Source organism: Agromyces terreus (assembly GCF_009749465.1).
Lineage (GTDB): Bacteria > Actinomycetota > Actinomycetes > Actinomycetales > Microbacteriaceae > Agromyces > Agromyces terreus.
Window position 1 is genome coordinate 671,208 of sequence record NZ_WBIS01000002.1, and the last position, 21,163, is coordinate 692,370.

Annotated in this window: 17 protein-coding genes; 9 read left to right on the forward strand and 8 right to left on the reverse strand. The window is 70.9% G+C overall.

Annotation, left to right across the window (positions count from 1 at the left end):
* The first annotated feature begins 24 nt into the window (after window positions 1-24).
* The 4 genes from GQQ92_RS08085 (at window position 25) to GQQ92_RS08100 (ending at window position 4,686) form a co-directional block, all read left to right on the forward strand.
* Window positions 25-1,074 carry a lipoate--protein ligase family protein gene (locus GQQ92_RS08085; RefSeq protein ID WP_156998697.1) on the forward strand — a complete coding sequence of 350 codons (1,050 nt, stop codon included), beginning with the start codon at window positions 25-27 and terminating at the stop codon, window positions 1,072-1,074.
* Window positions 1,075-1,234: 160 nt separating this feature from the next.
* Window positions 1,235-1,549 (forward strand): hypothetical protein, encoded by a 315-nt coding sequence (locus GQQ92_RS08090; protein WP_156998698.1) that lies wholly within the window; start codon window positions 1,235-1,237, stop codon window positions 1,547-1,549.
* Between the two features lie 152 nt (window positions 1,550-1,701).
* Entirely contained in the window at window positions 1,702-2,622 is a 921-nt protein-coding gene (locus GQQ92_RS08095) for a DNA-methyltransferase (RefSeq protein ID WP_232057568.1), read from the forward strand.
* 150 nt (window positions 2,623-2,772) lie between these two features.
* Window positions 2,773-4,686 carry an MDR family MFS transporter gene (locus GQQ92_RS08100; RefSeq protein WP_156998840.1) on the forward strand — a complete coding sequence of 638 codons (1,914 nt, stop codon included), beginning with the start codon at window positions 2,773-2,775 and terminating at the stop codon, window positions 4,684-4,686.
* A gap of 2 nt (window positions 4,687-4,688) precedes the next feature.
* Here GQQ92_RS08100 and GQQ92_RS08105 read toward each other — a convergent pair whose 3' ends face one another.
* The 5 genes from GQQ92_RS08105 to GQQ92_RS08125 all read right to left on the reverse strand — a co-directional run bounded on the left by GQQ92_RS08105 (window position 4,689) and on the right by GQQ92_RS08125 (window position 10,663).
* A complete protein-coding gene (locus GQQ92_RS08105) occupies window positions 4,689-5,711 on the reverse strand; it encodes a LacI family DNA-binding transcriptional regulator (RefSeq protein WP_232057570.1) in 1,023 nt (340 codons plus the stop codon).
* 84 nt (window positions 5,712-5,795) lie between these two features.
* Window positions 5,796-7,253: a GH1 family beta-glucosidase gene (locus GQQ92_RS08110; RefSeq protein ID WP_156998699.1), complete on the reverse strand. Its 1,458-nt coding sequence runs from the start codon at window positions 7,251-7,253 to the stop codon at window positions 5,796-5,798.
* Window positions 7,250-8,167 carry a carbohydrate ABC transporter permease gene (locus tag GQQ92_RS08115; RefSeq protein WP_156998700.1) on the reverse strand — a complete coding sequence of 306 codons (918 nt, stop codon included), beginning with the start codon at window positions 8,165-8,167 and terminating at the stop codon, window positions 7,250-7,252. Before GQQ92_RS08115 ends, GQQ92_RS08110 begins: the two co-directional genes overlap by 4 nt.
* The gene (locus tag GQQ92_RS08120; protein WP_156998701.1) at window positions 8,164-9,306 is read right to left on the reverse strand and encodes a carbohydrate ABC transporter permease; all 1,143 of its coding nucleotides are present in this window, start codon (window positions 9,304-9,306) and stop codon (window positions 8,164-8,166) included. Before GQQ92_RS08120 ends, GQQ92_RS08115 begins: the two co-directional genes overlap by 4 nt.
* Before the next feature lie 85 nt (window positions 9,307-9,391).
* The gene (locus GQQ92_RS08125; RefSeq protein ID WP_197738140.1) at window positions 9,392-10,663 is read right to left on the reverse strand and encodes an ABC transporter substrate-binding protein; all 1,272 of its coding nucleotides are present in this window, start codon (window positions 10,661-10,663) and stop codon (window positions 9,392-9,394) included.
* 250 nt (window positions 10,664-10,913) lie between these two features.
* Here GQQ92_RS08125 and GQQ92_RS08130 point away from each other — a divergent pair, with 250 nt between their 5' ends.
* The 3 genes from GQQ92_RS08130 to GQQ92_RS08140 all read left to right on the forward strand — a co-directional run bounded on the left by GQQ92_RS08130 (window position 10,914) and on the right by GQQ92_RS08140 (window position 14,789).
* A complete protein-coding gene (locus GQQ92_RS08130; RefSeq protein ID WP_156998702.1) occupies window positions 10,914-11,741 on the forward strand; it encodes a M15 family metallopeptidase in 828 nt (275 codons plus the stop codon).
* 40 nt (window positions 11,742-11,781) lie between these two features.
* On the forward strand, window positions 11,782-13,164 hold the full coding sequence (locus tag GQQ92_RS08135; RefSeq protein WP_197738141.1) for an MFS transporter: 1,383 nt from the start codon (window positions 11,782-11,784) through the stop codon (window positions 13,162-13,164).
* 248 nt (window positions 13,165-13,412) lie between these two features.
* Window positions 13,413-14,789, forward strand: coding sequence for an amidase domain-containing protein (locus GQQ92_RS08140; protein ID WP_197738142.1), 1,377 nt, complete (start codon window positions 13,413-13,415; stop codon window positions 14,787-14,789).
* A 141-nt stretch (window positions 14,790-14,930) separates the two neighbouring features.
* Here the strand turns inward: GQQ92_RS08140 and pgm are convergent, their stop codons facing one another.
* Window positions 14,931-16,559: a phosphoglucomutase (alpha-D-glucose-1,6-bisphosphate-dependent) gene (pgm, locus tag GQQ92_RS08145; protein WP_156998705.1), complete on the reverse strand. Its 1,629-nt coding sequence runs from the start codon at window positions 16,557-16,559 to the stop codon at window positions 14,931-14,933.
* 45 nt (window positions 16,560-16,604) lie between these two features.
* Window positions 16,605-17,894 (reverse strand): DUF445 domain-containing protein, encoded by a 1,290-nt coding sequence (locus GQQ92_RS08150; RefSeq protein ID WP_156998706.1) that lies wholly within the window; start codon window positions 17,892-17,894, stop codon window positions 16,605-16,607.
* A gap of 223 nt (window positions 17,895-18,117) precedes the next feature.
* Between GQQ92_RS08150 and pheA the strand changes: the two genes are divergently transcribed.
* Together pheA and GQQ92_RS08160 are read left to right on the forward strand one after the other, a co-directional pair.
* Window positions 18,118-19,071, forward strand: a complete 954-nt coding sequence (pheA, locus tag GQQ92_RS08155) for a prephenate dehydratase (protein WP_156998707.1) — start codon at window positions 18,118-18,120, stop codon at window positions 19,069-19,071.
* A 65-nt stretch (window positions 19,072-19,136) separates the two neighbouring features.
* Window positions 19,137-19,829, forward strand: coding sequence for a hypothetical protein (locus GQQ92_RS08160; RefSeq protein ID WP_156998708.1), 693 nt, complete (start codon window positions 19,137-19,139; stop codon window positions 19,827-19,829).
* Between the two features lie 307 nt (window positions 19,830-20,136).
* Here GQQ92_RS08160 and GQQ92_RS08165 read toward each other — a convergent pair whose 3' ends face one another.
* Window positions 20,137-21,153, reverse strand: a complete 1,017-nt coding sequence (locus GQQ92_RS08165; RefSeq protein ID WP_197738143.1) for a diacylglycerol/lipid kinase family protein — start codon at window positions 21,151-21,153, stop codon at window positions 20,137-20,139.
* Window positions 21,154-21,163: the final 10 nt, after the last annotated feature.

Consider the following 21,163-nt stretch of genomic DNA (forward strand, 5'->3'; position numbering starts at 1 on the left):
CCGTGCGGCCGTAGGCTGTCCCTCATGCACGGTGAGTACAAGGTCCCCGGCGGCAAGCTCGTGGTCGTCGACTTCGACGTCGTCGACGGCGTCATCCGTTCGCCCCGCGTCGCGGGCGACTTCTTCCTCGAACCCGACGAGGCCCTCGCCGACATCGACGGGGCCCTCGATGGCCTCGCCGCGGCATCCGATGCCAAGACCATCGCGGCGGCGGTCTCCGCGGCCCTCCGGCCCGAGGCGGTGCTGCTCGGGTTCTCACCCGAGGCCGTCGCCGTCGCCGTGCGCCGTGCGCTGACGGATGCCACGAGCTGGGCGAACTACGAATGGGAGGTCGTCCACGACCCCGCCGTGTCGCCGCGGCTGCACCTCGCCCTCGACGAGGTGCTCGCCACCCGCGTCGGCGACGGGCGCCGCAAGCCCACGCTGCGCTTCTGGGAGTGGGAGGAGTCGGCCGTGGTCATCGGCAGCTTCCAGTCCGTGAAGAACGAGGTCGACCCCGAGGGCGCCGAGCGCAACGGCTTCGACGTCGTGCGCCGCATCTCGGGCGGCGGCGCGATGATGATGGAGAAGGGCAACGTCGTCACCTACTCGCTGTACGTGCCGGCCGAGCTCGTGCAGGGCATGAGCTTCGCCGACTCGTACGCGTTCCTCGACGACTGGGTGCTGCAGGGCCTGCGCTCGATCGGCATCGAGGCCACGTACCAGCCGCTCAACGACATCGCCTCGCCGCTGGGCAAGATCGGCGGCGCCGCGCAGAAGCGGCTCGGCTCCGGCGGCGTGCTGCACCACGTGACCATGGCGTACGACCTCGACAACGAGAAGATGCTCGAGGTGCTGCGCATCGGCCGCGAGAAGATCAGCGACAAGGGCATCGCCTCGGCCGCCAAGCGCGTCGACCCGCTCCGCTCGCAGACCGGGCTCAGCCGCGCGGCCGTCATCGAGGCGCTCATCCAGACGTTCACCGCGCTCTACGGGGCGAAGCCCGGAACCGTCTCGCCCGACGAGCTCGCCGAGGCCGAGGCGCTCGTCGAGTCGAAGTTCGCGACCGAGGAGTGGCTCCAGCGCGTGCCCTGACCCGCACGCAGCGCTTTTCAGGAGCCCTCGTGGGATCGCGGGCCGTTTTCGTCCGCGATCACCCGGCGGCACCCCGCCGTGGCCACACCCCCTCCTGAAAAGTGAACGGTCGACACGCGTGCGTGAGGAACGCTCACTGCGGCGCAGGTAGACTCGCCGGATGGATTGGTGGATGTGGCTCGGGCTCGGCGTGCTCGCCGTCGCGGTGCTGACCCTCGCGATCCGGCGCGGGTGGATCGACCTCTCCGACAAGACGAAGCGCGGCGGCGGCGGTTCCGGTGGCGTCATGATGATCGGCGACGAGGTCTTCGCCCCGCGCAAGTACGAGGCGCAGGTCGAGCAGGATCGCCAGGCCCGACTCCCCACGCCCGCGCCCATCCCCGGCGACGGCGACAAGGGCATCTCGTATGCTGCGGCCGACGCCGACGAAGACGACCCCGACCGCTTCAAGGGCCGCATCCGCCTCGACGTCTGACGCCGGTCGGTTGCGAAGCGTCTCGCCGGTCGAGGAGGCGCCCCGGCGCCGTCTCGAGACCAGCACCGCCGAGCCCCCGCGGTCTCGAGACGCTTCGCTCCTCGACCGGCGGCGAGACCGCCGCGCACGCGCGCACTGGCAGACTGGAGCGCGTGACCCCCGACGAGCCCGACCGCATCATCCATGCGGACAACCTCGCGGTGCTGCCGACCCTGCCCGACGGCGGCTTCACGCTCATCTACCTCGATCCGCCGTTCAACACCGGCCGTCCGCAGCAGCGGCGGTCGATGCGGCACGTGCGCGTGGCCGAGCCCGAGCCCGAGCCCGAGCCCGAGGCCGCGACGGCACCGGACACCGCCCGCCCCGCGGCATCCGGAACCATCACCGGGTTCGCGGGCCGGCGCTACGAGCGCATCCGCGGCGACCTGCTGCGCTACGACGACCGGTTCGACGACTACTGGGGCTTCCTCGAGCCGCGGCTGGTCGAGGCGTGGCGTCTGCTCGCCGACGACGGCACGCTGTACCTGCACCTCGACTACCGCGAGGCGCACTACGCGAAGGTGCTGCTCGACGCGTTGTTCGGGCGCGAGTGCTTCCTCAACGAGCTGATCTGGGCGTACGACTACGGCGCGAAGGCGAAGCGCAAGTGGCCGACGAAGCACGACACGATCCTCGTGTACGTGAAGAATCCGGCGGCGTACTGGTTCGATTCGACGGCGGTCGACCGCGAGCCGTACATGGCGCCGGGGCTCGTGACGCCCGAGAAGGCCGAGCTCGGCAAGCTGCCGACGGATGTCTGGTGGCACACGATCGTGTCGCCGACGGGCCGTGAGAAGACCGGGTACCCGACGCAGAAGCCCGAGGGCATCCTGCGGCGCATCGTGCAGGCGTCGACGCGCGAGGGTGACTGGGTGCTCGACTTCTTCGCCGGATCCGGCACGACGGGTGCGGTCGCGGCCACGCTCGGCCGCCGCTTCGTGCTCGTCGACGAGAACCCCGAGGCGATCGCCGTGATGCGCGCGCGCTTCGCGAATATCGAGGGCGTCGCATTCGAGGAGATGCGGCGCGACTGACCTGCGAACGTGCGGCGCGACCGACCGGCGAACGCCCGGCGCGACTGACCGGCGAACCCCGCGGCCTCTTCACGCGGCGGCCCCGGCGGGAGTAGCGTCGGCTGGGTGACGTCCTCCGAATCGAACGCGGCGAACAGCCAGGCCCCGCTCATGACGCACCGGCAGATCCTGCTGGTGATCTTCGGACTCATGTCCGCCATGTTCCTGTCGGCGCTCGACCAGACCATCGTGGGCACGTCGATGCGCACGATCGCCGACGACCTGGGCGGCCTCGAACTGCAGGCGTGGGTGACGACGGCGTACCTCATCACCGCGACGATCACGACGCCGATCTACGGCAAGCTGAGCGATCTGTTCGGCCGGCGTCCGTTGTTCATCATCGCGATCGCGATCTTCCTGCTGGGCTCGCTCCTCTCGGGCATGTCGACGTCGATGTACGAGCTGGCCGTGTTCCGTGCGATCCAGGGCATCGGCGCCGGCGGCCTCATGGCGCTTCCGCTCGCGATCATGGGCGACATCCTCGCGCCGCGCGAGCGCGCGAAGTACCAGGGCTACTTCCTCGCGGTGTTCGGCATCTCGAGCGTGATCGGCCCGCTCATCGGCGGCCTGTTGTCGGGCACCGACGAGATCCTGTACGTCGCGGGCTGGCGGTGGGTGTTCCTCGTGAACCTGCCGGTCGGCGTGCTCGCCCTGTTCATGGTGATCCGCTTCCTGCACGTGCCGCGGTTCCGTTCCGATCGCAAGGTGCGCATCGACTGGTGGGGTGCGGCGTTCGTCATCGTCGCCCTCGTGCCGTTGCTCCTCGTGGCCGAGCAGGGCAGCGAGTGGGGCTGGGGCTCCGCACTGGCGATCGGATGCTACGTGGTGGGCGCCGTGGGCATCGTCGCGTTCATCCTCGTCGAGGTGCGCATGGGCCAGGACGCCCTGCTGCCGATGAAGCTGTTCCGCATCCCGACGTTCTCGGTGGTCGCGGGGCTCGGCCTGCTCGTCGGGTTCGCGATGTTCGGCGCGATGATGACGATCCCGCTGTACCTGCAGCTCGTCGAGGGGGCGACGCCGGCCGAGAGCGGCCTGCTGATGCTGCCGATGATCCTGGGGCTCATGGTCTCCTCGATCGGCAGCGGCCAGATCATCGCGCGCACCGGGCGCTACCGCATGTTCCCGATCCTCGGCACCGCGTTCCTGGCGCTCGGGTACTACTGGCTCACGTACCTCACGGCCGACAAGGACATCTGGTGGATCATGGTCGGCATGGCCATCGTCGGCCTCGGGCTCGGCCAGCTCATGCAGACGCTCACGATCGCGAGTCAGAACGCGGTGACCGCGCGCGACATGGGCGTCGCGACGAGCGCGTCGACGTTCTTCCGCCAGATCGGCGGCACGCTCGGCACGGCGGTGTTCTTCTCGTTGCTGTTCTCCCGGCTGGCCGAGACGCTGACGGCGGCGTTCAGCGACCCGGCCCTCATCGGCCCGATGACCGAGGCGATGCAGGATCCGGCGGTGCAGGCCGACCCGGCGAACGCCGAGATCCTGGCGCTGCTCGGCACGCAGGACCCTGAGGCGATCGGCACGGCGCTCGACACCGACAGCTCCTTCCTGCTCGGCGCCGATCCGCGGCTCGCCGAGCCGTTCCTCGTGGGCTTCAACGACGCGACGGTGTCGGTGTACTGGCTCGGCCTCGTCATCTCGGTGCTCGCGTTCATCGTGGCGTGGTTCGTGCCGGCGTTGCCGCTGCGGCAGGTCTCGGCCATGCAGGAGGAGGCCGACGCGAGCGCCGCCGAGGCCGCCGCGGTCGCCGAGATCGGCATCGCCGAGGAGATCGACGAGGCTCGCGATCTTCGTGCGGCCGACGAGGAGGCGGAGCGGGGCGAGCGGGCGGATGCCTCGACCGGGCGCCATGCGGCGGCGGTCGGGCCTGACGGCTCACGGGGCGGCGACGCGGCCGACGGCGCCCCCGAGCTCGAGATCGACGAGGTCGCGCACCGTGCGGCCCGCCTCGCGGGGTCGCCGGTCGAGCCGACGACCACGGGCTCGATGCACGCGATCGACCTCGACAAGACCTGAGCTCAGGCGGAGGCCCGACGCACGAGATGCGTCGGCATGATGCTGCGCTTCGGCACGGTCTCGCCCGCCAGATGGCGGAGCAGGAGGTCGGCCATCTCGAAGCCCATCTGCTCGGAGGGCTGTCGAACCGTGGTGAGCGGGATCGCCGACGCCGTCGCGGCGGGGCTGTCGTCGAATCCGACGACAGCGACGTCGCCGGGCACGCTGCGGCCGCGCTCGCGCAGCACCGAGAGCGCGCCGGTGGCCATGATGTCGCTCGCGACGAAGATGCCGTCGAGGTCGGGCACGCGGTCGAGCAGGCGTCTCGTGGCCGCGACCGCGCCGGCCGCGGTGAAGTCCGCCGACTCGACGGCGTCGGCGGACAGGCCCGCCGAGCCCAGCGCCCGGCGGTAGCCCTCGAGGCGGTCGACGCTCGCGGGCATGTCGAGCGGGCCGGTCACCGTGCCGATGCGGCGGCGCCCGCCGTCGATGAGGTGCTGGGTGCCGATCGAGCCGCCCTCGACGTTGTCGACGTCGACGAAGAAGTGGTCGCCGGGCTGCGACGGGCGGCCGCCGTAGACGAGGGGGAGCAGCATGCCGGCCTCGTGCTGCAGGTCGTCGCCCTCGTGGTGCGAGATGACGAGGGCGCCGTCGACCACGCCCGAGCGCAGGTAGCGCACCGTCTTGTGGCCGGGGTCGGTCGATGCGACGAGCAGGTTGAGCAGGTAGTCGCTCTCGTCGAGCCGGCGGGTGATGCCCTGCACGATCGCCGCGAAGTACGGGTCGCCGAAGAAGAACGCGGTGTCTTCGGGCACGATCAGCGCGATGGCGCCAGAGGTGCGGCTCGCGAGCGAGCGGGCGGCGCGGTTCGGCACGTAGTTGAGCTTCTCGATCGCGGCGTTGACCGCGGTGACGACGTCGGGGCGGACCTTGGGGGAGCCGTTCACGACCCGGCTCACGGTGGCACGGGAGACGCTCGCCTCGCGGGCGACCTCTTCGAGGGTCGGTGCTGCGGGCCGGGTCTTCATGTCGTCACCCCCCTGCATCCGGTCAGTCTATTGCGCGTCGTCGGCTCGGCCGTCCCGCTTCCGACCGGGTGGACGGGAGCCGGACGCGCCGGGTCGGTGGAGTCAGCTCGCCGGAAGCGACCTGCCCTCGATGATCTTCGAGTACGAGCGTCCGCTCTCCTTGAGGGTGCGCTCCTGCGTCTCGTAGTCGACGCGCACGATGCCGAAGCGCTTGTCGTAGCCCCAGGCCCACTCGTAGTTGTCCATGAGCGACCAGTAGAAGTAGCCGTGCACGGGCACGCCCTCGTCGACGGCGTCGAGGATCGCGCCGAGATGGCCGCGCAGGAACTCGGCGCGCTCGGCGTCGTGCACGATGCCGTCGTCGGCGACCTCGTCGTCGTAGGCGGCGCCGTTCTCGGTCACGTAGAGGCGCACGCCCGCGGCATCCGTGTACTCCTCGTGGACGCGCTTGAGCAGTCGGCGCAGGCCGTCGGGCTCGACCTCCCAGTCCATGGCGGTGATCGGGAGGTCCTGCGGGTGCCAGTGCACGTTCTCGGCCGCGGGGAACGGCGAGCTCGTCCCGCGGTCGGTCGGCGCCGTGCCCTCGCGCACCTGCTCGGGAGCGTGGCCGCTCACGTACTCGCCGTGGTAGTAGTTCACGCCGAGCGTGTCGATGGGCGTCGAGATGATCTCGAGGTCGCCGGGCTGCACGACCTCGTCGAGCCCGAGCGGGCCGAGGTCCTCGACCAGGTCGGTGGAGTATTCGCCGCGGAAGATCGGGTCCAGGAAGAAGCGGTTGAACTGGCCGTCGATGCGCCGCGCCGCGTCGACGTCGGCCGGGTCGGCCGGGTCGACGGCGTGCACGGGCGCGAGGTTCAGCGTGACGCCGAGCTGGAGCTCGGGGTCGCGCTCGCGCAGCGCCTGCACGGCGAGGCCGTGGGCGAGCATGAGGTGGTGGCCCGCCGCGATGCCGTCGGCCACGCTCTGACGGCCCGGGGCGTGGGCGCCCGCCGTGTAGCTGAGGAACGAGGAGCACCAGGGCTCGTTGAGCGTGGTCCACACGTCGACGCGGTCGCCGAGGGCGTCGTGCATCGTGAGCGCGTAGTCGCGGAAGAGCTCGGCCGTGTCGCGCGAGGCCCAGCCGCCCTTCTCTTCGAGCGCCTGCGGAAGGTCCCAGTGGTAGAGCGTGAGCCACGGCTTGATGCCGGCGCCGAGCAGCTCGTCGACGAGGCGCGAGTAGAAGTCGACGCCCTTGACGTTGACCGCGCCGCCGTCGGGCCGAACGCGTGCCCACGACGTCGAGAACCGGTAGGTCTGGAGGCCGATGCGCTTCATGAGCGCGACGTCGTCGACGTAGCGGTGGTAGTGGTCGCATGCGACGTCGCCGTTGTCGGCGTTGATGACCGCGCCGGGGACGCGGCTGAACGCGTCCCAGATGGAGTCGGTGCGGCCGTCCTCGTGGGCGGCGCCCTCGATCTGGTAGGCGGCGGTCGCCGCGCCGAACAGGAAGTCGGCGGGGAACGGGCGGGCGGCTGCAGCGTGGTTCACAGCGGTGAGGTCCTCTCGGAGTTCGATGGTCATCCCTTCACGGCTCCAGCCATGATGCCGCTCACGAGCTGCTTGCCCGCGAAGAAGAAGAGGATGAGCAGGGGGATGGTCGACAGCAGCACGCCGGCGAGCACGATCGAGTAGTCGACGAAGTGGTTCGACTGCAGGAGCGAGAGCGCGACGGGCAGCGTGGGGTCGCTGCGGTCGAGCACGATGAACGGCCAGAAGAAGTTGTTCCAGGCCGAGACGAAGGTGAAGAGGCCGAGCATCGCCGCGGCGGGCCGCGCGGCCGGGAGGCCGACGGTCAGGAAGGTGCGGAACGAGTTGGCCCCGTCGACGCGGGCGGCCTCGAGGAGCTCGTCGGGCACCGACTGCTGGATGTACTGCGTCATCCAGAAGACGCCGAACGCGGTGACGAGCGCGGGGATGATGATGGCGCCGATGTTGCCGGTCCAGCCGAGGTCGGCGAACAGGATGTACAGCGGCACGACGCCGAGCTGCATTGGCACGGCCATGGTGGCGACGACGAAGACGAGCAGCCACTTGCCGCCGCGGAACTTCAGCTTGGCGAACGCCCATCCGGCGAGCGTCGAGAAGAACACGACCGACAGGGCGATGACGGCCGAGCTGAAGATCGAGTTCCAGAGCGCACGCCAGAAGTTGACGGCGGGGTCGTTGACGACGGTCAGGGCGTTCTCGATGAAGTTGCCGCCGGGCAGCCACGACATGTTCGGGTCGCGGATGGTGCCGGCGTCGCCGGAGCCGATCAGGAGCGACCAGTAGAACGGGAAGATCGCGGAGGCGAGCACGATCGCGAGCGCCGAGTACACGAACCAGCCGGGGCGCGAGCCGCGCACGGGGCGCGAGCGCAGACGGCGCTTCGGGTCGGCGGCGTTCGCGGTCACCGAGGCGACCGTGTCGAGGCTCGTGGTCTGCGTGGCGGTCATCGGGCTGCCTCCGTGGTCTGGTCGTCGGCGGATGTCGCGGGCGCGGCGCCCGACCGGGCGGGTGCGCCGTTCGTGCCGGCGCGCTGCTCGAGCTCGTGGCGTGCGGCGTCGGCGGCCGCCCGGCGTGCGCGCCGGGAGAGCCCGTCGCGGGAGCCCTCGTTGCGCACGAGGCGGCCGGTCACGAGCAGGTTGAGCACGCCGATGGCGAGGATGATGAGGAAGAGGATCCAGGCCAGCGCCGCGGCTCGGCCGAAGTTCCACTGCCCCCAGCCGATGTCGTAGAGGTACAGCGTGATCGTCAGCCATTGGGAGTTGGCGCCGCCGGTGCCGTACTGGTCGTACATGCGCGGCTCGTCGAAGATCTGGAGCCCGCCGATGGTCGAGGTGATGATCACGAAGATCAGGGTGGGGCGCAGGCTCGGCACGGTGATCGCGGTGAACTGGCGGAACTTGCTCGCGCCGTCGATGGCGGCGGCCTCGTAGTAGTCGCGCGGGATGGCCTGCATCGCGGCCAGCAGGATGAGGGTGTTGTAGCCCGTCCAGCGGAAGTTGACCATGGTGGCGATGGCGATGTGGCTCGCGAACGCGTTGCTGTGCCACTGGATCGGCGGGATGCCGATGTTGCCGATCAGCGTGTTGATGAGGCCGTACTTGTCGCCGAACAGGTTGCTGAAGATGAGGGCGACGGCGACGGGGGCCATGACGTAGGGCACGAGCACGCCCATGCGCCAGAAGGTCTTCGCGCGGATGTTCTGGTCGAGCATCGTCGCGATGAAGATCGCGAGGATCAGCTGGGGCACGCTCGACAGCAGGAAGATGCTGAAGGTGTTGCGGAGGGCGATCCAGAACTTCGGCTGGCTGAGCACGTAGACGTACTGGTCGAGGCCGATGAAGGTACCGCTGTTGCGCACCAGGTCCCAGTCCATGAAGGAGATGACCGCGGTGTACGCGATCGGGAAGAGCCCGGTGATCGCGAAGAGGATGAAGAAGGGGGAGATGTAGAGGTAGGGGGAGAGCTTGAGGTCCCACCGGCTCAGCTTGTGCCCGAAGGCGATGCGGCGGGGCGTGCGCGAACGGTCGGGCCGTGGCTGCTCGGGGCGGCTCGCGGCGGCCGGCTTCGCCGTCTGTGTCGAGGTCACGGTGGTTCCTTCGGTTCGGTGCAGGGCTGGTTCGGGAGTGGCGGGCCGGGACGTGCCCGGCCCGCCACGTTCGATGCGGGCCGGGTCAGCCGATCGCGTCGACCTCGGAGACCCACTGGTCCCATGAGGTCGCCTTGTCCTGCGTTCCGTCTTCGACACGCGTCAGGGCCTGCTGCATCGCGTCGTTGATCTGGAAGTAGAACTCGCCCTTGAAGGGGGCCACCGTCACGGCGTTGGCCCGGTTCGTGAGGATCTCACCGGTCGGCGCGTTGTTGAAGTACTCGTTCGTCGCACCGGTGAGGGTGTCGTCGCTGTACGCGTCGTTCTGGCTCGGGAAGGTGCCCGCGTTCGCGAACGCCTTGATCTGCTGCTCGGGAGCGGTCAGCCAGTCGGCGAGGTCCTGCGCCGCCTCGACGTGCGCGCCGTTGGCGGGGACGGTCAGGTACGAACCGCCCCAGTTGCCGCCGCCGTTCGGGAAGGTGTCCGCGATGTCCCAGCCGGTGACGTCGGGCGCGTTGCCCGAGATGACGCCGAGCATCCAGCCCGGGCACAGCATGGTCGCGAAGGCGCCGTTCGAGAGGCCGGCGAACCAGTCGTCGCTCCACTGGCCGAGGTGTGCGGACTGCGTCGCGCTCGCGTCGAGGACCTGGTTGTAGATGTCCTCGACGTCGGCGTTCTCGGTCGCGGTGATGTCGCCCGAGTCGGGGTCCTCGTAGGCCGCGTCGACCTGGTTGATCATGCCCTGGTAGGTGCCGCCGGCCGAGTCGAAGAACGCCTTGCCGGTCGCCGCGGTGTACTGGTCGCCGATCTCGAAGTACTTGGCCCAGTCGCCGTCGAGCAGCGCGGCGACCTCGGCGCGGTCGGTCGGGAGACCGGCCGCGGCGAACAGGTCGGAGCGGTAGCAGACGCCCTCGGGGCCGATGTCGGTGCCGTAGCCGATGAGGTTGCCGTCGGCATCGGTCGCGGCCTCGGTCTTCCAGTCGAGCCAGCGGTCCTTGAGGTCGTCGGAGACGGGGGCGAGCAGGTCGGAGTACTGCATGACCTCGGGCAGCCAGTCGACCTCGATGGCCTCGACGTCGGCGAGGCCCTTCTTGCCGAGCTTCTGGAAGTAGTTGGCGCGCGCGTCGTTCGAGGTCGCGGCGACGTTCTGCACGACCTTCACGTTCGGGTTGGCGTCCATGTACTCCTGGAGGAGCTCGTCGGTGTAGCCGAAGTCGTTGAACGTGGCGACCGTCAGTTCGATCGGGTCGTCGCTCGAGCCCGAGTCGGACGACGGCGCGCAACCTGCGGCGATGATGGCGATGGATGCTGCGCCGGCGACGGCTGCGATCGCCCTGGTGCGTCGTGAAAGCTTCACGGTCACTCCTTTGTGCGTGTGTTGGGTATCGGAATGGTCACGTGAGGACACGTCCCGACCGGCCCCGGCGGCAGGATCGAGTCCCGCGTCGCGGCTGTGGTGAGAGCGCTCTCACGATGCAGCCCCGACTCTACGAGAGCGCTCTCACCGTTGTCAAGAGAGCGCTCTCATTCGGATCGTTCGTTACCCAAGCGTGACCATGCGATGGGGGTTTCGGCGTCGGCGAGGAGACGCCGCGTAGACTCGTGCGGTGCCCGCAGACGACCGTCAACCCCTCTCCGAGGGCGTGCAGCGCCGCCGCCTCCAGGTGGCCGGGGCGCTGAGCCTCGCACTCGTCGCGGTCGCCGCCGTCGTGGTCGGCGCGGTCACGGGCGCGGCCGGCCCCGCGGCATCCGGAACCTCCCCGACCGCCGCGACGACCGATGCCGCCGGCGAGGCGACCACGCCGCCGCGCGAGGAGCCCACCGCCTCCGGCGCCCCCGCGCCGGTCGACACGTTCGACAAGTCGGCGCGCTCGATCGACGACCCCGCGAGCATCTGGGTGGTCGTCAACAAGCTCCGCCCGCTGAACCCGCAGGACTACGAACCCGACGACCTCGTCGACGTGCCCGTGGCCCACACCTGGGAGCCGGTCATGCGGCAGGAGGCGTCCGACGCGGTCGTCGCGATGTTCCAGGCCGCGGCCGACGAGGCCGACCTGTACCTCGCCTCGAACAGCGCGTTCCGCAGCTACTCGACGCAGGTCGACCTCTACGGCGACGGCAGCGACCCGACCACGGCCCCGCCCGGAGCGAGCGAGCACCAGACCGGGCTCGCGATCGACATCGGTTCCGAGGGCGGCTGCACGTTCGAGTGCCTCGAAGACAGCCCCGAGGGCGAATGGCTGCGCGCCAACGCCTACCGCTTCGGGTTCCTGCTGCGCTACCCGGCCGACAAGGTCGACGTCACCGGCTACCCGCACGAGGCCTGGCACTACCGCTACATCGGCGTCGAGCTCGCGACCCGCATGCACGACACCGGCTTCACCACGCTCGAGGAGTTCTTCGGCCTGCCGAGCGTGCCGCTGGGCACGCAGTGATGCGCGCGTCCTCGCCGGCCGGTCGCCGATGAGCGAGCGGATGCCCCGACCCGCCGGCGCCCGAACGCCCCGGCCCGCGCGCGAGCCGCGGCGCGGCCTCGCGCTCGGCATCCTCATCGTCAACCAGCTGCTCGCCGGCGTCGGGGTCGCGTCCGGCATGGCGCTCGCGGCGATCCTCGTCGCCGACCTCACCGGGGTCGTCGCCATGGGCGGGCTCGCCCAGTCCTCGAGCGTGCTCGGCGCCGCGATCGTCGCGATCCCGCTGGCCAAGCTCGCCGTGCGCTCCGGGCGGCACGTCGCCCTCGCCGTCGGCTACGCCCTCGCGGTGGTCGGGGCGCTGCTCGTGATCGCGGCGGCCACGAGCGGATGGGCTCCGCTCGTCTTCCTCGGGCTGGCGGCGTTCGGCGCCGGATCCGCGGCCGGACTGCAGGCGCGGTTCGCCGCGACCGAGGTGGCCTCGCCCGGATTCGAGGCGCGCTCGATGTCCCTCGTGCTCTGGGCGACCACCATCGGGTCGGTCGCGGGCCCCCTGCTCTCGGAGTCCGGCGACCGCGTCGGCACGGCGCTCGGCCTGCCGCACCTCGTCGGCCCGTTCGTCTTCTCGGCATTCGCGTTCGCCGTCTCGACGATCCTGGTCGCGACCCTGCTCCGGATACCGCGGGCCGGCGTGCTCGCGACGGATGCCGGCGGGGCCGGCGCTGCGGCCGCCGATGGCCCCCGGGGCGGCGGCGACGCCGGCGCTGGCGCAACCGCCGACGACGCCCCGGTCGAGGCGGTCGACGTCGTCGATGCGACGGGCGCCGCGCCCGCGGCATCCGTCGGCTCCCTGATGGCGCTCCGCCTCGCCGTCAAGCAGCCGCGGGCGCTGTTCGCGATCCTCGCGATCGTGTGCTCGCACACCGTCATGGTCGGCGTGATGGTGATGACGCCCGTGCACATGACCGAGCACGGGCTGTCGCTCAGCCTCGTCGGGCTCGTGATCAGCATCCACATCCTGGGCATGTACGGGGCGAGCCCGGTCATGGGCTGGCTGGTCGACCGCATCGGATCCGTTCGGGTGATCCTCATGGGCGCCGCCATCCTCGTGCTCGCGGCCGTGATCGGGATCCTCGCGCCGGGCGACGACATGCTGCTCGTGTCGCTCGCCCTCGGGCTGCTCGGCCTCGGCTGGTCGGCGGGCATGATCGGCGGGTCGACGCTCGTGACGACCTCGGTCGACGCCCGCCTGCGCGTGCCCCTCCAGGGGGCGACGGATGCCTCGATGAACCTCGCGGCCGCGGTGTCGGCGGCGCTCTCGGGCGTGGTGCTCGGCGCGTTCGGGTTCGCGGGGGTCAACGCGGTCGCGCTGCTCGTGCTCGTGCCGCTCGCGGTCGCGGGCCTGCGGCTCATGGTCGGTCCCGAGCGGCGTCGCCGGGTCGCGTGAACGCGCTCTCATAGGGCTCTCCCAGCGTTCAAGAGGGATCCTCACAAACTCGCGTGTTGGTCTGGGGGTCCCCCCTTTCCGCCGACCCGAAACGTCCCGGTTTGCTCTCTCCCTCCGATCTCCCCGCCCTCCGTCGCGCCACCTTCCAGGCCCCCGCCCTCGAAACCGACCCCGACGGGACCGCCCGCACCCGAGAATCCTCCAAGCGTCGACGCCGATCGCGCTCGTCGCGCGCCGACGGCGGCGCCGTGCTCGAGACGACCGCTGTCGAGACGACGGCTATCGAGACGACCGCTGTCGAGTCGACCGCTGTCGCGTCGACCGCTGTCGAGTCGGCCGTCGTCAGCCAGACCGAGTCCACCGCGCCCGGGGCGGATGCCGCCGACGCCGAGTGGACCGAGGCCGTCGTGCCCGCGGCATCCGCAGGTCCCGAAGCGGATGCCGCGCGCACGATCGATTCCGCTCCCCGCGGATCGCAGCCCCGCCACCGCGCCGAGCGGGTGCGCAATCGCCGCGCCGCGGCCGGCAAGCCCGCCGGGAAGTTCGGCGGCAAGGCGGCCGGGAGCGCCGTGCGCCGCACCGCCGCACTCGGATCCGCGGCCGCGTTCCTCGGGCTCAGCGCGTTCGGCGCGATCATCCCGAGCGACGCGAACGCCGACGAGACGTCCGCGCACGGCGATCCGGCAGAACTCGACGCCGCGAGCCGCGACGCCATCTCGGCCGCGACCTCGGCGGCGGCGGAGTACGACTCCATCGCACCCGCGGTCGAGACCGCGGCGGAACCGGCCATCACGAGCCGGCTGTCGACGGCCGCAGCGCCGTTCACCGGCGGAACCCAGGTGACGGTGAAGGGCCGCTCGCTCGACGAGGTGGCCGCCGTGACGGTCGGTTCCACCCCGGCGACGATCATCGCGGCCGACGAGACCGAGATCACGTTCCAGGTGCCCGCCGTCACCGAGGCGTCGGCCGGTGCCGCCGTCGACGTGACGATGACGGCCGCCGACGGCGACCCGGTCGAGGTCGTCACCACCGAGGCGCCCGCGTCCACCGTGGCGTCCCTGATCTCGTCATCGGTCTCCGACGACGGCGAGGCGGGCGCGACGGCGGCCGTCGCCGAGAAGCCCGCCGAGCCGCTGACGTTCACGTACACGAGCGACCCCCGCATCGACGCGCAGGTGCAGTACGTGCTGGCGTACTGGAGCAACTACAACTCCGCGCAGTACCCGGTGTTCTCGGGCGTCGACTGCGCGAACTTCGCGAGCCAGTCGCTCATCGCCCGCGGTTGGGCCATGGACGGCGGCTGGTTCTACGACGCCGGCACGGGCACCATGTCCTCGAGCTGGTCGAGCTCGACCGCCCTCCGCGACTACCTGCTCGGGCAGCCGGCACGTGCCACATACCTCGACGACTCCCAGCGCGGCCAGGTCAAGGTCGGCGACATCGCCCAGTTCGACTGGGATGACTCGGGCGACCGCGACCACACGGCCGTCGTCACGCGCGTGGAGCACACGGCGTCGGGCTCGAAGGTCTGGGTCGGCGGCCACACCAAGGACATCGACTACTGGGACGTCGACGAGGCCCTCGCCTCTGGCGGCGGTTCCGTGTCGTACTTCTCGATCCACTAGTCGTCGCCTCGCCTCGCCGGTCGAGGAGCGAAGCGTCTCGAGACCCTGCGCTGGTCGAGGAGCGAAGCGTCTCGAGACCTTGCCGTCGTTGGTCTCGAGACGGTCGCTGGCGCTCCCTCCTCGACCGGCGGCGGTCGAGCCCTACTCCCCGCCGAGCGCCGCGTCGACGACGCGCTTGGCCTCCTCCTGCACCTGCGCGAGGTGTTCGGCGCCCTTGAACGACTCGGCGTAGATCTTGTAGACGTTCTCGGTGCCGCTCGGCCGTGCCGCGAACCAGGCGTCGGCCGTCTCGACCTTGACGCCGCCGATGGCCGCGTCGTTGCCCGGCGCGTGCGAGAGCTTCGCGGTGATGGGCTGGCCCGCGAGCTCGGTCGCGCTGATCGCGTCGCCCGTGAGCTTGCCGAGGGCGGCCTTCTGCGCGGGGGTGGCCGCGGCATCCTTGCGCTCGTAGGCGGGGTCGCCGAACCGCTCGACGAGTTCGCCGTAGAGCGCCGACGGCGACTTGCCCGTGACCGCGCGGATCTCCGACGCGAGCAGGCAGAGCAGGATGCCGTCCTTGTCGGTGGTCCAGGCCGTGCCGTCGAAGCGCAGGAACGACGCGCCGGCGCTCTCCTCGCCGCCGAAGCCGACCGACCCGTCGATGAGGCCGGGCACGAACCACTTGAAGCCGACGGGCACCTCCCAGAGGCGGCGGTCGAGCGCCGCGGCGACGCGGTCGATCATCGAGCTCGACACGAGGGTCTTGCCGATCGCGGCATCCGCTCGCCATTCGGGGCGGTGCGCGAAGAGGTACTCGATCGCGACCGCGAGGTAGTGGTTCGGGTTCATCAGGCCGCCGTCGGGCGTGACGATGCCGTGGCGGTCGGCGTCGGCGTCGTTGCCCGTGAGGATGTCGTAGCCCTCGTGCGAGAGCACAGAGGCCATGGCGCTCGGCGACGACGGGTCCATGCGGATCTTGCCGTCCCAGTCGAGCGTCATGAACGCCCACGCCGGGTCGACGCGCTCGTTCACGACGGTCAGGTCGAGACCGTACGTGTCGCGGATCGCCGCCCAGTAGTTGACGGATGCCCCGCCCAGCGGGTCGGCGCCGATCTTCACGCCCGCCGAGCGGATCGCGTCGAAGTCGATGATGTTCGCCAGGTCGGCGACGTACGCCGTGCGGAAGTCGTACGTCTCGACCGCGCTCGGCTCGGCCTGCTTCACGTCGCGGAGCCCGCCCGCGATGAGCTCGTTCGCGCGCGCGGCGATCCACGAGGTCGCGTCGGAGTCGGCCGGGCCGCCGTGCGGCGGGTTGTACTTGAAACCGCCGTCCTGGGGCGGGTTGTGCGAGGGCGTGATGACGATGCCGTCGGCCTCGCCCTCGGCCCGACGTTCGGGATCGTTGTTCCACGAGAGGATCGCGTGCGAGAGGGCGGGCGTCGGCACGTAGTCGTCGAACTCGTCGACGAGCACGCGCACCCCGTTGCCCACGAGCACGTCGAGCGCGGTCGTCTGCGCGGGCGCGCTCAGCGCGTGCGTGTCGGAGCCGATGAACAGCGGCCCCGTGATGCCCTGCGCCGTGCGGTACTCGACGATCGCCTGCGTGATCGCGAGGATGTGGTGCTCGTTGAAGCTCGTCGAGAACGAGGAGCCCCGGTGGCCCGAGGTGCCGAACGCGACGCGCTGCTCGGGCACCGAGGCATCCGGTGTCTGCTCGTAGTACGCCCTGACGAGCGCTTCGACGTCGATGAGGTCGGACTCGGTGGCCGGGGTTCCCGCGCGTTCATGCATGGCTCAAGTCTGGCAGTGCGAGGCGCGCCCGTCACGGGTCGTCCGTCAGAAGAGGGCGTGCAGTCCCGTCGCGAGCGTGTAGATCGCCACGCCCGCCAGCGCGCCCACCACGGTGCCGTTGATGCGGATGAACTGCAGGTCGCGCCCGACCTGGAGCTCGAGCTTGCGCGTCGTCTCTGCGGCATCCCACCGCTCGACGGTCTCGGTGATGACGCCGGCCACCTCGTGGCGGTAGGTGCGCACCACGTAGGCCGCGGCATCCGTCGCCCAGTCGTCGACCTTGGCGGCGAGCATCTCGTCGGACTCGAGGCGCGTGCCGACCTCGATCACCGCCGATCGGAGGCTGGTACGCAGGTCGCTCGACGGGTCGGCGAGGGCCGCCTCGAGGGTCTCCTTGACGTTCGCCCACGCCTCGCCCGCGAACTCCCGCAGGCGGGGGCTCGCGAGCAGTTCGGCCTTGAGCGTCTCGACCCGGGCGATGGTGGTCGGGTCGTGCTGCAGCGCGTCGGCGAGGTCGGCGAGGTAGCGGTCGATCGCCTCGCGGAGCGGATGCCGCGGGTCGGCCTGCACCGCGCGCACGAACGCGAGCACCTCCCGCGACGCCCGGTCGTCGACGAACCGGTCGACGAAGCCCGGCACCCATCGGGGGAGCCGGTCCGAGACCATGCTCCCGAACGCCTCGGGGTGCGCCTCGAGCCAGTCCTCGGCCTTCGCGAGGAGCGCGTCCACCGCGGCGCGCTGCTGGTCGGCGGCCACGAGCCGTGCGCCGACCCGCCCGATCGACGGCGCCCACTCGGGTTCGAAGAGGTGGCGGCGGGCGAGCCGTTCGATGACGTCCTCGACGTCGTCGTCGCCGAGCAGCGCGAGCAGGCCGCGTCCGGCGACGGATGCCTCGGCCGTCAGCCGTTCGGCGTTGGCGGGGGTCGCCAGCCAGCCGCCGAGGCGGTGGGAGATGCCGATCGAGCGCAGCTTGCCGAGCACGACATCGTCGGAGAGGAACTCGTGCTCGACGAACGCGCCGAGGCTCGCGCCGATCTCGTTCTTGCGCGTCGGGATGATCGCCGTGTGGGGGATCGGCAGCCCGAGCGGATGCCGGAACAGCGCGGTGACCGCGAACCAGTCGGCGATCGCGCCGACCATCGCGCCCTCGGCGGCGGCGCGCACGTACGCCAGCCACGGGATCTCGTCCTGGAGCGCGAACGACACGGCGAAGACCGCGGCGGCGACGACGAGCAGGCCGGTCGCGAGCCGCTTCATGCGCCGGAGGGCCGTCAGTCGTTCGGCGTCGCTCGGCACCGTCCGGCCGTTGGTCTGGGTCTCGAGGGTCGTGGTCATCGCGTCCTCCTCACGGTTCGCACGTTCTCACGGTTCGCACGTTCTCACGGTTCGCACGTCCTCACGGTTCGCACGTTCTCACGGATCGCACCGTCTCGCGGTTCGCGCATGCGGACGCTCTCGACGCTAGGCCATGCGCCATTCCGAGTCGCCCGCTTCTGTACAGATTCGGGCAACTCGCTCATCGCGCATGGGCGGACGGCGCGATGGCTAGGCTTGGCGCATGACGGATGCCGCAGCCACCCCCGACGAGACGTACTCGTACCTCGGGCCGGCCGGCACGTTCACCGAGGCGGCCCTGAAGCAGGTGCCCGAGGCCGCGGGCAAGGCCTGGCGGTCGGTCAACAACGTCGGCGAGGCGCTGGCCGACGTCACGAGCGGGCGTTCGATCGCGGCGATGATCGCGATCGAGAACTCGATCGAGGGCGGCGTCTCCGCCACGCAGGACGCGCTCGCCACGGTGCCGGGGCTCCGCATCGTCTCCGAGGTGCTCGTGCCCGTGAACTTCGTGCTCGTCGCGAGGCCGGGCACCCGTCTCGACGAGGTGCGCGTGGTCAACGCGCATCCGGTCGCGTACGCGCAGTCGCGCGGCTGGCTCGAGCGCAACCTGCCGGCGCACGGCCACATCCCGTCGTCGAGCAACGTGCAGGCGGCCGCCGCGCTGCTCGAGGCGGGCAGCCCGGCCGACGCGGCCGTCGCACCGCCGGGCATCGTCGACCACTACGACGTCGAGGTGCTCGCCCGCGACCTCGGCGACAACCCGAACGCCGTGACCCGCTTCGTGCTCGTATCGCGATCGCGGGCCCTGCCCGAGCCCACGGGCGCCGACAAGACGAGCCTCATCGTCGAGCTGCCGAGCGACGAGCCCGGCGCCCTGCTCGCGATGCTCGAGCAGTTCTCGACGCGAGGGGTGAACCTGTCGCTGCTCGAGTCGCGGCCCATCGGCGACGCCCTCGGCCGGTACCGGTTCGTGGTCGACCTCGACGGGCACGTCTCCGACGAGCGGGTCGCCGACGCCCTGCTCGGCCTGCGCCGCACGAGTCCGAAGGTGATCTTCCTCGGCTCGTACCCGCGTGCCGACCAGCAGGAGATCGAATACCACGCGAAGTACGATGACGAGATCTTCATCGAGGCGCGCGACTGGCTGCGGGGGCTGCTCAGCGGCGAGCCCGACTGACGCAGAGCGCTCCAGCGACGCGATGATCGACCGGCACGGGCGCCACTGAGACCGAAGGACACGCGATGAGCAACGAGGCTGCGCGGGGCACCGACCCGAGGTTCGATCCCAGATTCCAGCGCGGGTATGTACCGGATGCCGCGGCGAGCGTCAGCGACGGCGTCGCCCGCGACCCGCACCCGGTCGCGGGCAGTCGCCCCCTCATCGGTGCACCCGCCCCCGCGGAGGCCGAACCCGCGGCGCTGCATCCCGCCGCTGGCGCCGCCGTCGTCGAAGAGGCGCAGACCGACGACCATGCGGCCGCCCTGCTGGCCTACTTCGGGCCGGACACGGGTGCCGTTCGCGCGCCGCGTCCGGTCGGCGAGCCCGACCCGGTCGGCACGCGTCCGGGCGTCTTCATCGGCCCGCCGCCGCCGAGGACCGCCGCCGAACATGCCGAATCAGGCATGCACGCCTCCTCTGGCGGGTTCGTCGTCGAGCCCGAGCCCGAGTCGGAGAGCCCCTTCGTGCGGCATCCGTCGCTCCGCTACTGGGTGTCGCTCGCTGCGAGCATCGCGTTCGTGCTCTTCGGGCTGTGGCTCTACTGGACCGTCAACCTCGACCAGATGAGCGGCATGGTCTCGCTCGGCGTCGAGCAGCAGGCCATGTACAACTCGCTCCAGTCGCTCGCGAGCGGCCTCATGATGTCGGGCGCGCTCGGCACGGTGCTGGTGCTCGGGCTCTGGGCCGTGCAGGCCGGGCGGGGCGCTCGATCGTGACGCGTCGATCCGGGGTCCGCACCCCTGCCGTCATCGCGTTGGCCGCCACGTTCGTCGGCTCGATCCTGGCACTGCAGGGCGTCTGGCGGGTGCTCGCCGCGGCGTCGGAGGAGATCAACCGCCGTCAGAGCCAGGCGATGACCGCCGAGGAGTCCAACGAGCTCTTCCGCGAGTCGGCCGAGGTCTACGCCTGGCTGAACTTCGGATGGGCCGCCGCGCCGACGCTCGGAGTGCTCGCCGCGGCATCCGCCCTCGCGCTGGTGTTCGTGTGGTGCTTCTGGCCGAGAGGCGCCGCGCCGGCCGCAGCTCAGTCGTCCGACGGCACGCGCACGATGAGCGCGGCCGGGTCGACCGTGAACCGCGCCGAGACCACGGTGCCGAACTCGTCGCCGTCGACCTCGAACTCCTCGGCGCCCTCGCCGATCTCGATGTCGACCGAGCGGCCGCGCGAGTAGATGATCTCGCGACGCCGGCTGCCGCCGGTGAGGTCGATGATCTGGCGCCCGATGGCGGACTTGCGCAGCACGGGGTTCTCCCACGTGATCTTGCGCCAGATGAAGATCCAGCCGAGCACGTTGCGGGGCTGGAGCACGACCATGTCGAGGCGGCCGTCGTCGGGCCGGGCGTCGGGGATGAGCTCGATGTTGCCCGGCAGGTAGCCGAGGTTCGCGACGAGGATGCTCGAGACCCGCGAACGGTGCAGGCGTCCGGCGTCGGTGCGGTAGTAGGCGCGGTAGGGCTTCGAGGCTGGGAGCGCACGCAGCCCGGCGTCGACGTAGGCGAGCCATCCGACGCGCTTCTTCAGGTCGGCGTTCGTGCTCGAGATCATGGTCGCGTCGATGCCGATGCCCGACATCACGAGCGAGGTGTGGCTCTCGGCGTCGCCGTTGGGTCGGGTGACGTCGGCGACGACCACGTCGACGGCGCGGTCCGTGCCCGAGAAGGCGAGCACGGCGGCGTCGCCCAGGTCGTTGACCGGGATGCCGAGGTTGCGGGCGAAGAGGTTGCCCGTGCCGATCGGCACGATGCCCATGGGCAGGCCGCTCGAGCGCAGCCCCGCCGCGACCGAGCGCACGGTGCCGTCGCCGCCCGCCGCGATCACGAGGTCGACGTCGGACTCGCGGGCCTCGAGCGCCATGCCCTTGCCCGGATCCTCGACCGTCGTCTCGATCCAGATCGGGTCGTCGTACCCCTGCAGCTCGGCGACCTTCGTGATCGCCGTGCGGAGGTTGTCGACGCCCTGCTTGGAGGGGTTGTAGATCACGGCGACGCGCGGGCGCGCCGGCGAGGCATCCGTCGTCTGCTGCTTCTCGGCCCTCGCCACGGAGCCAACG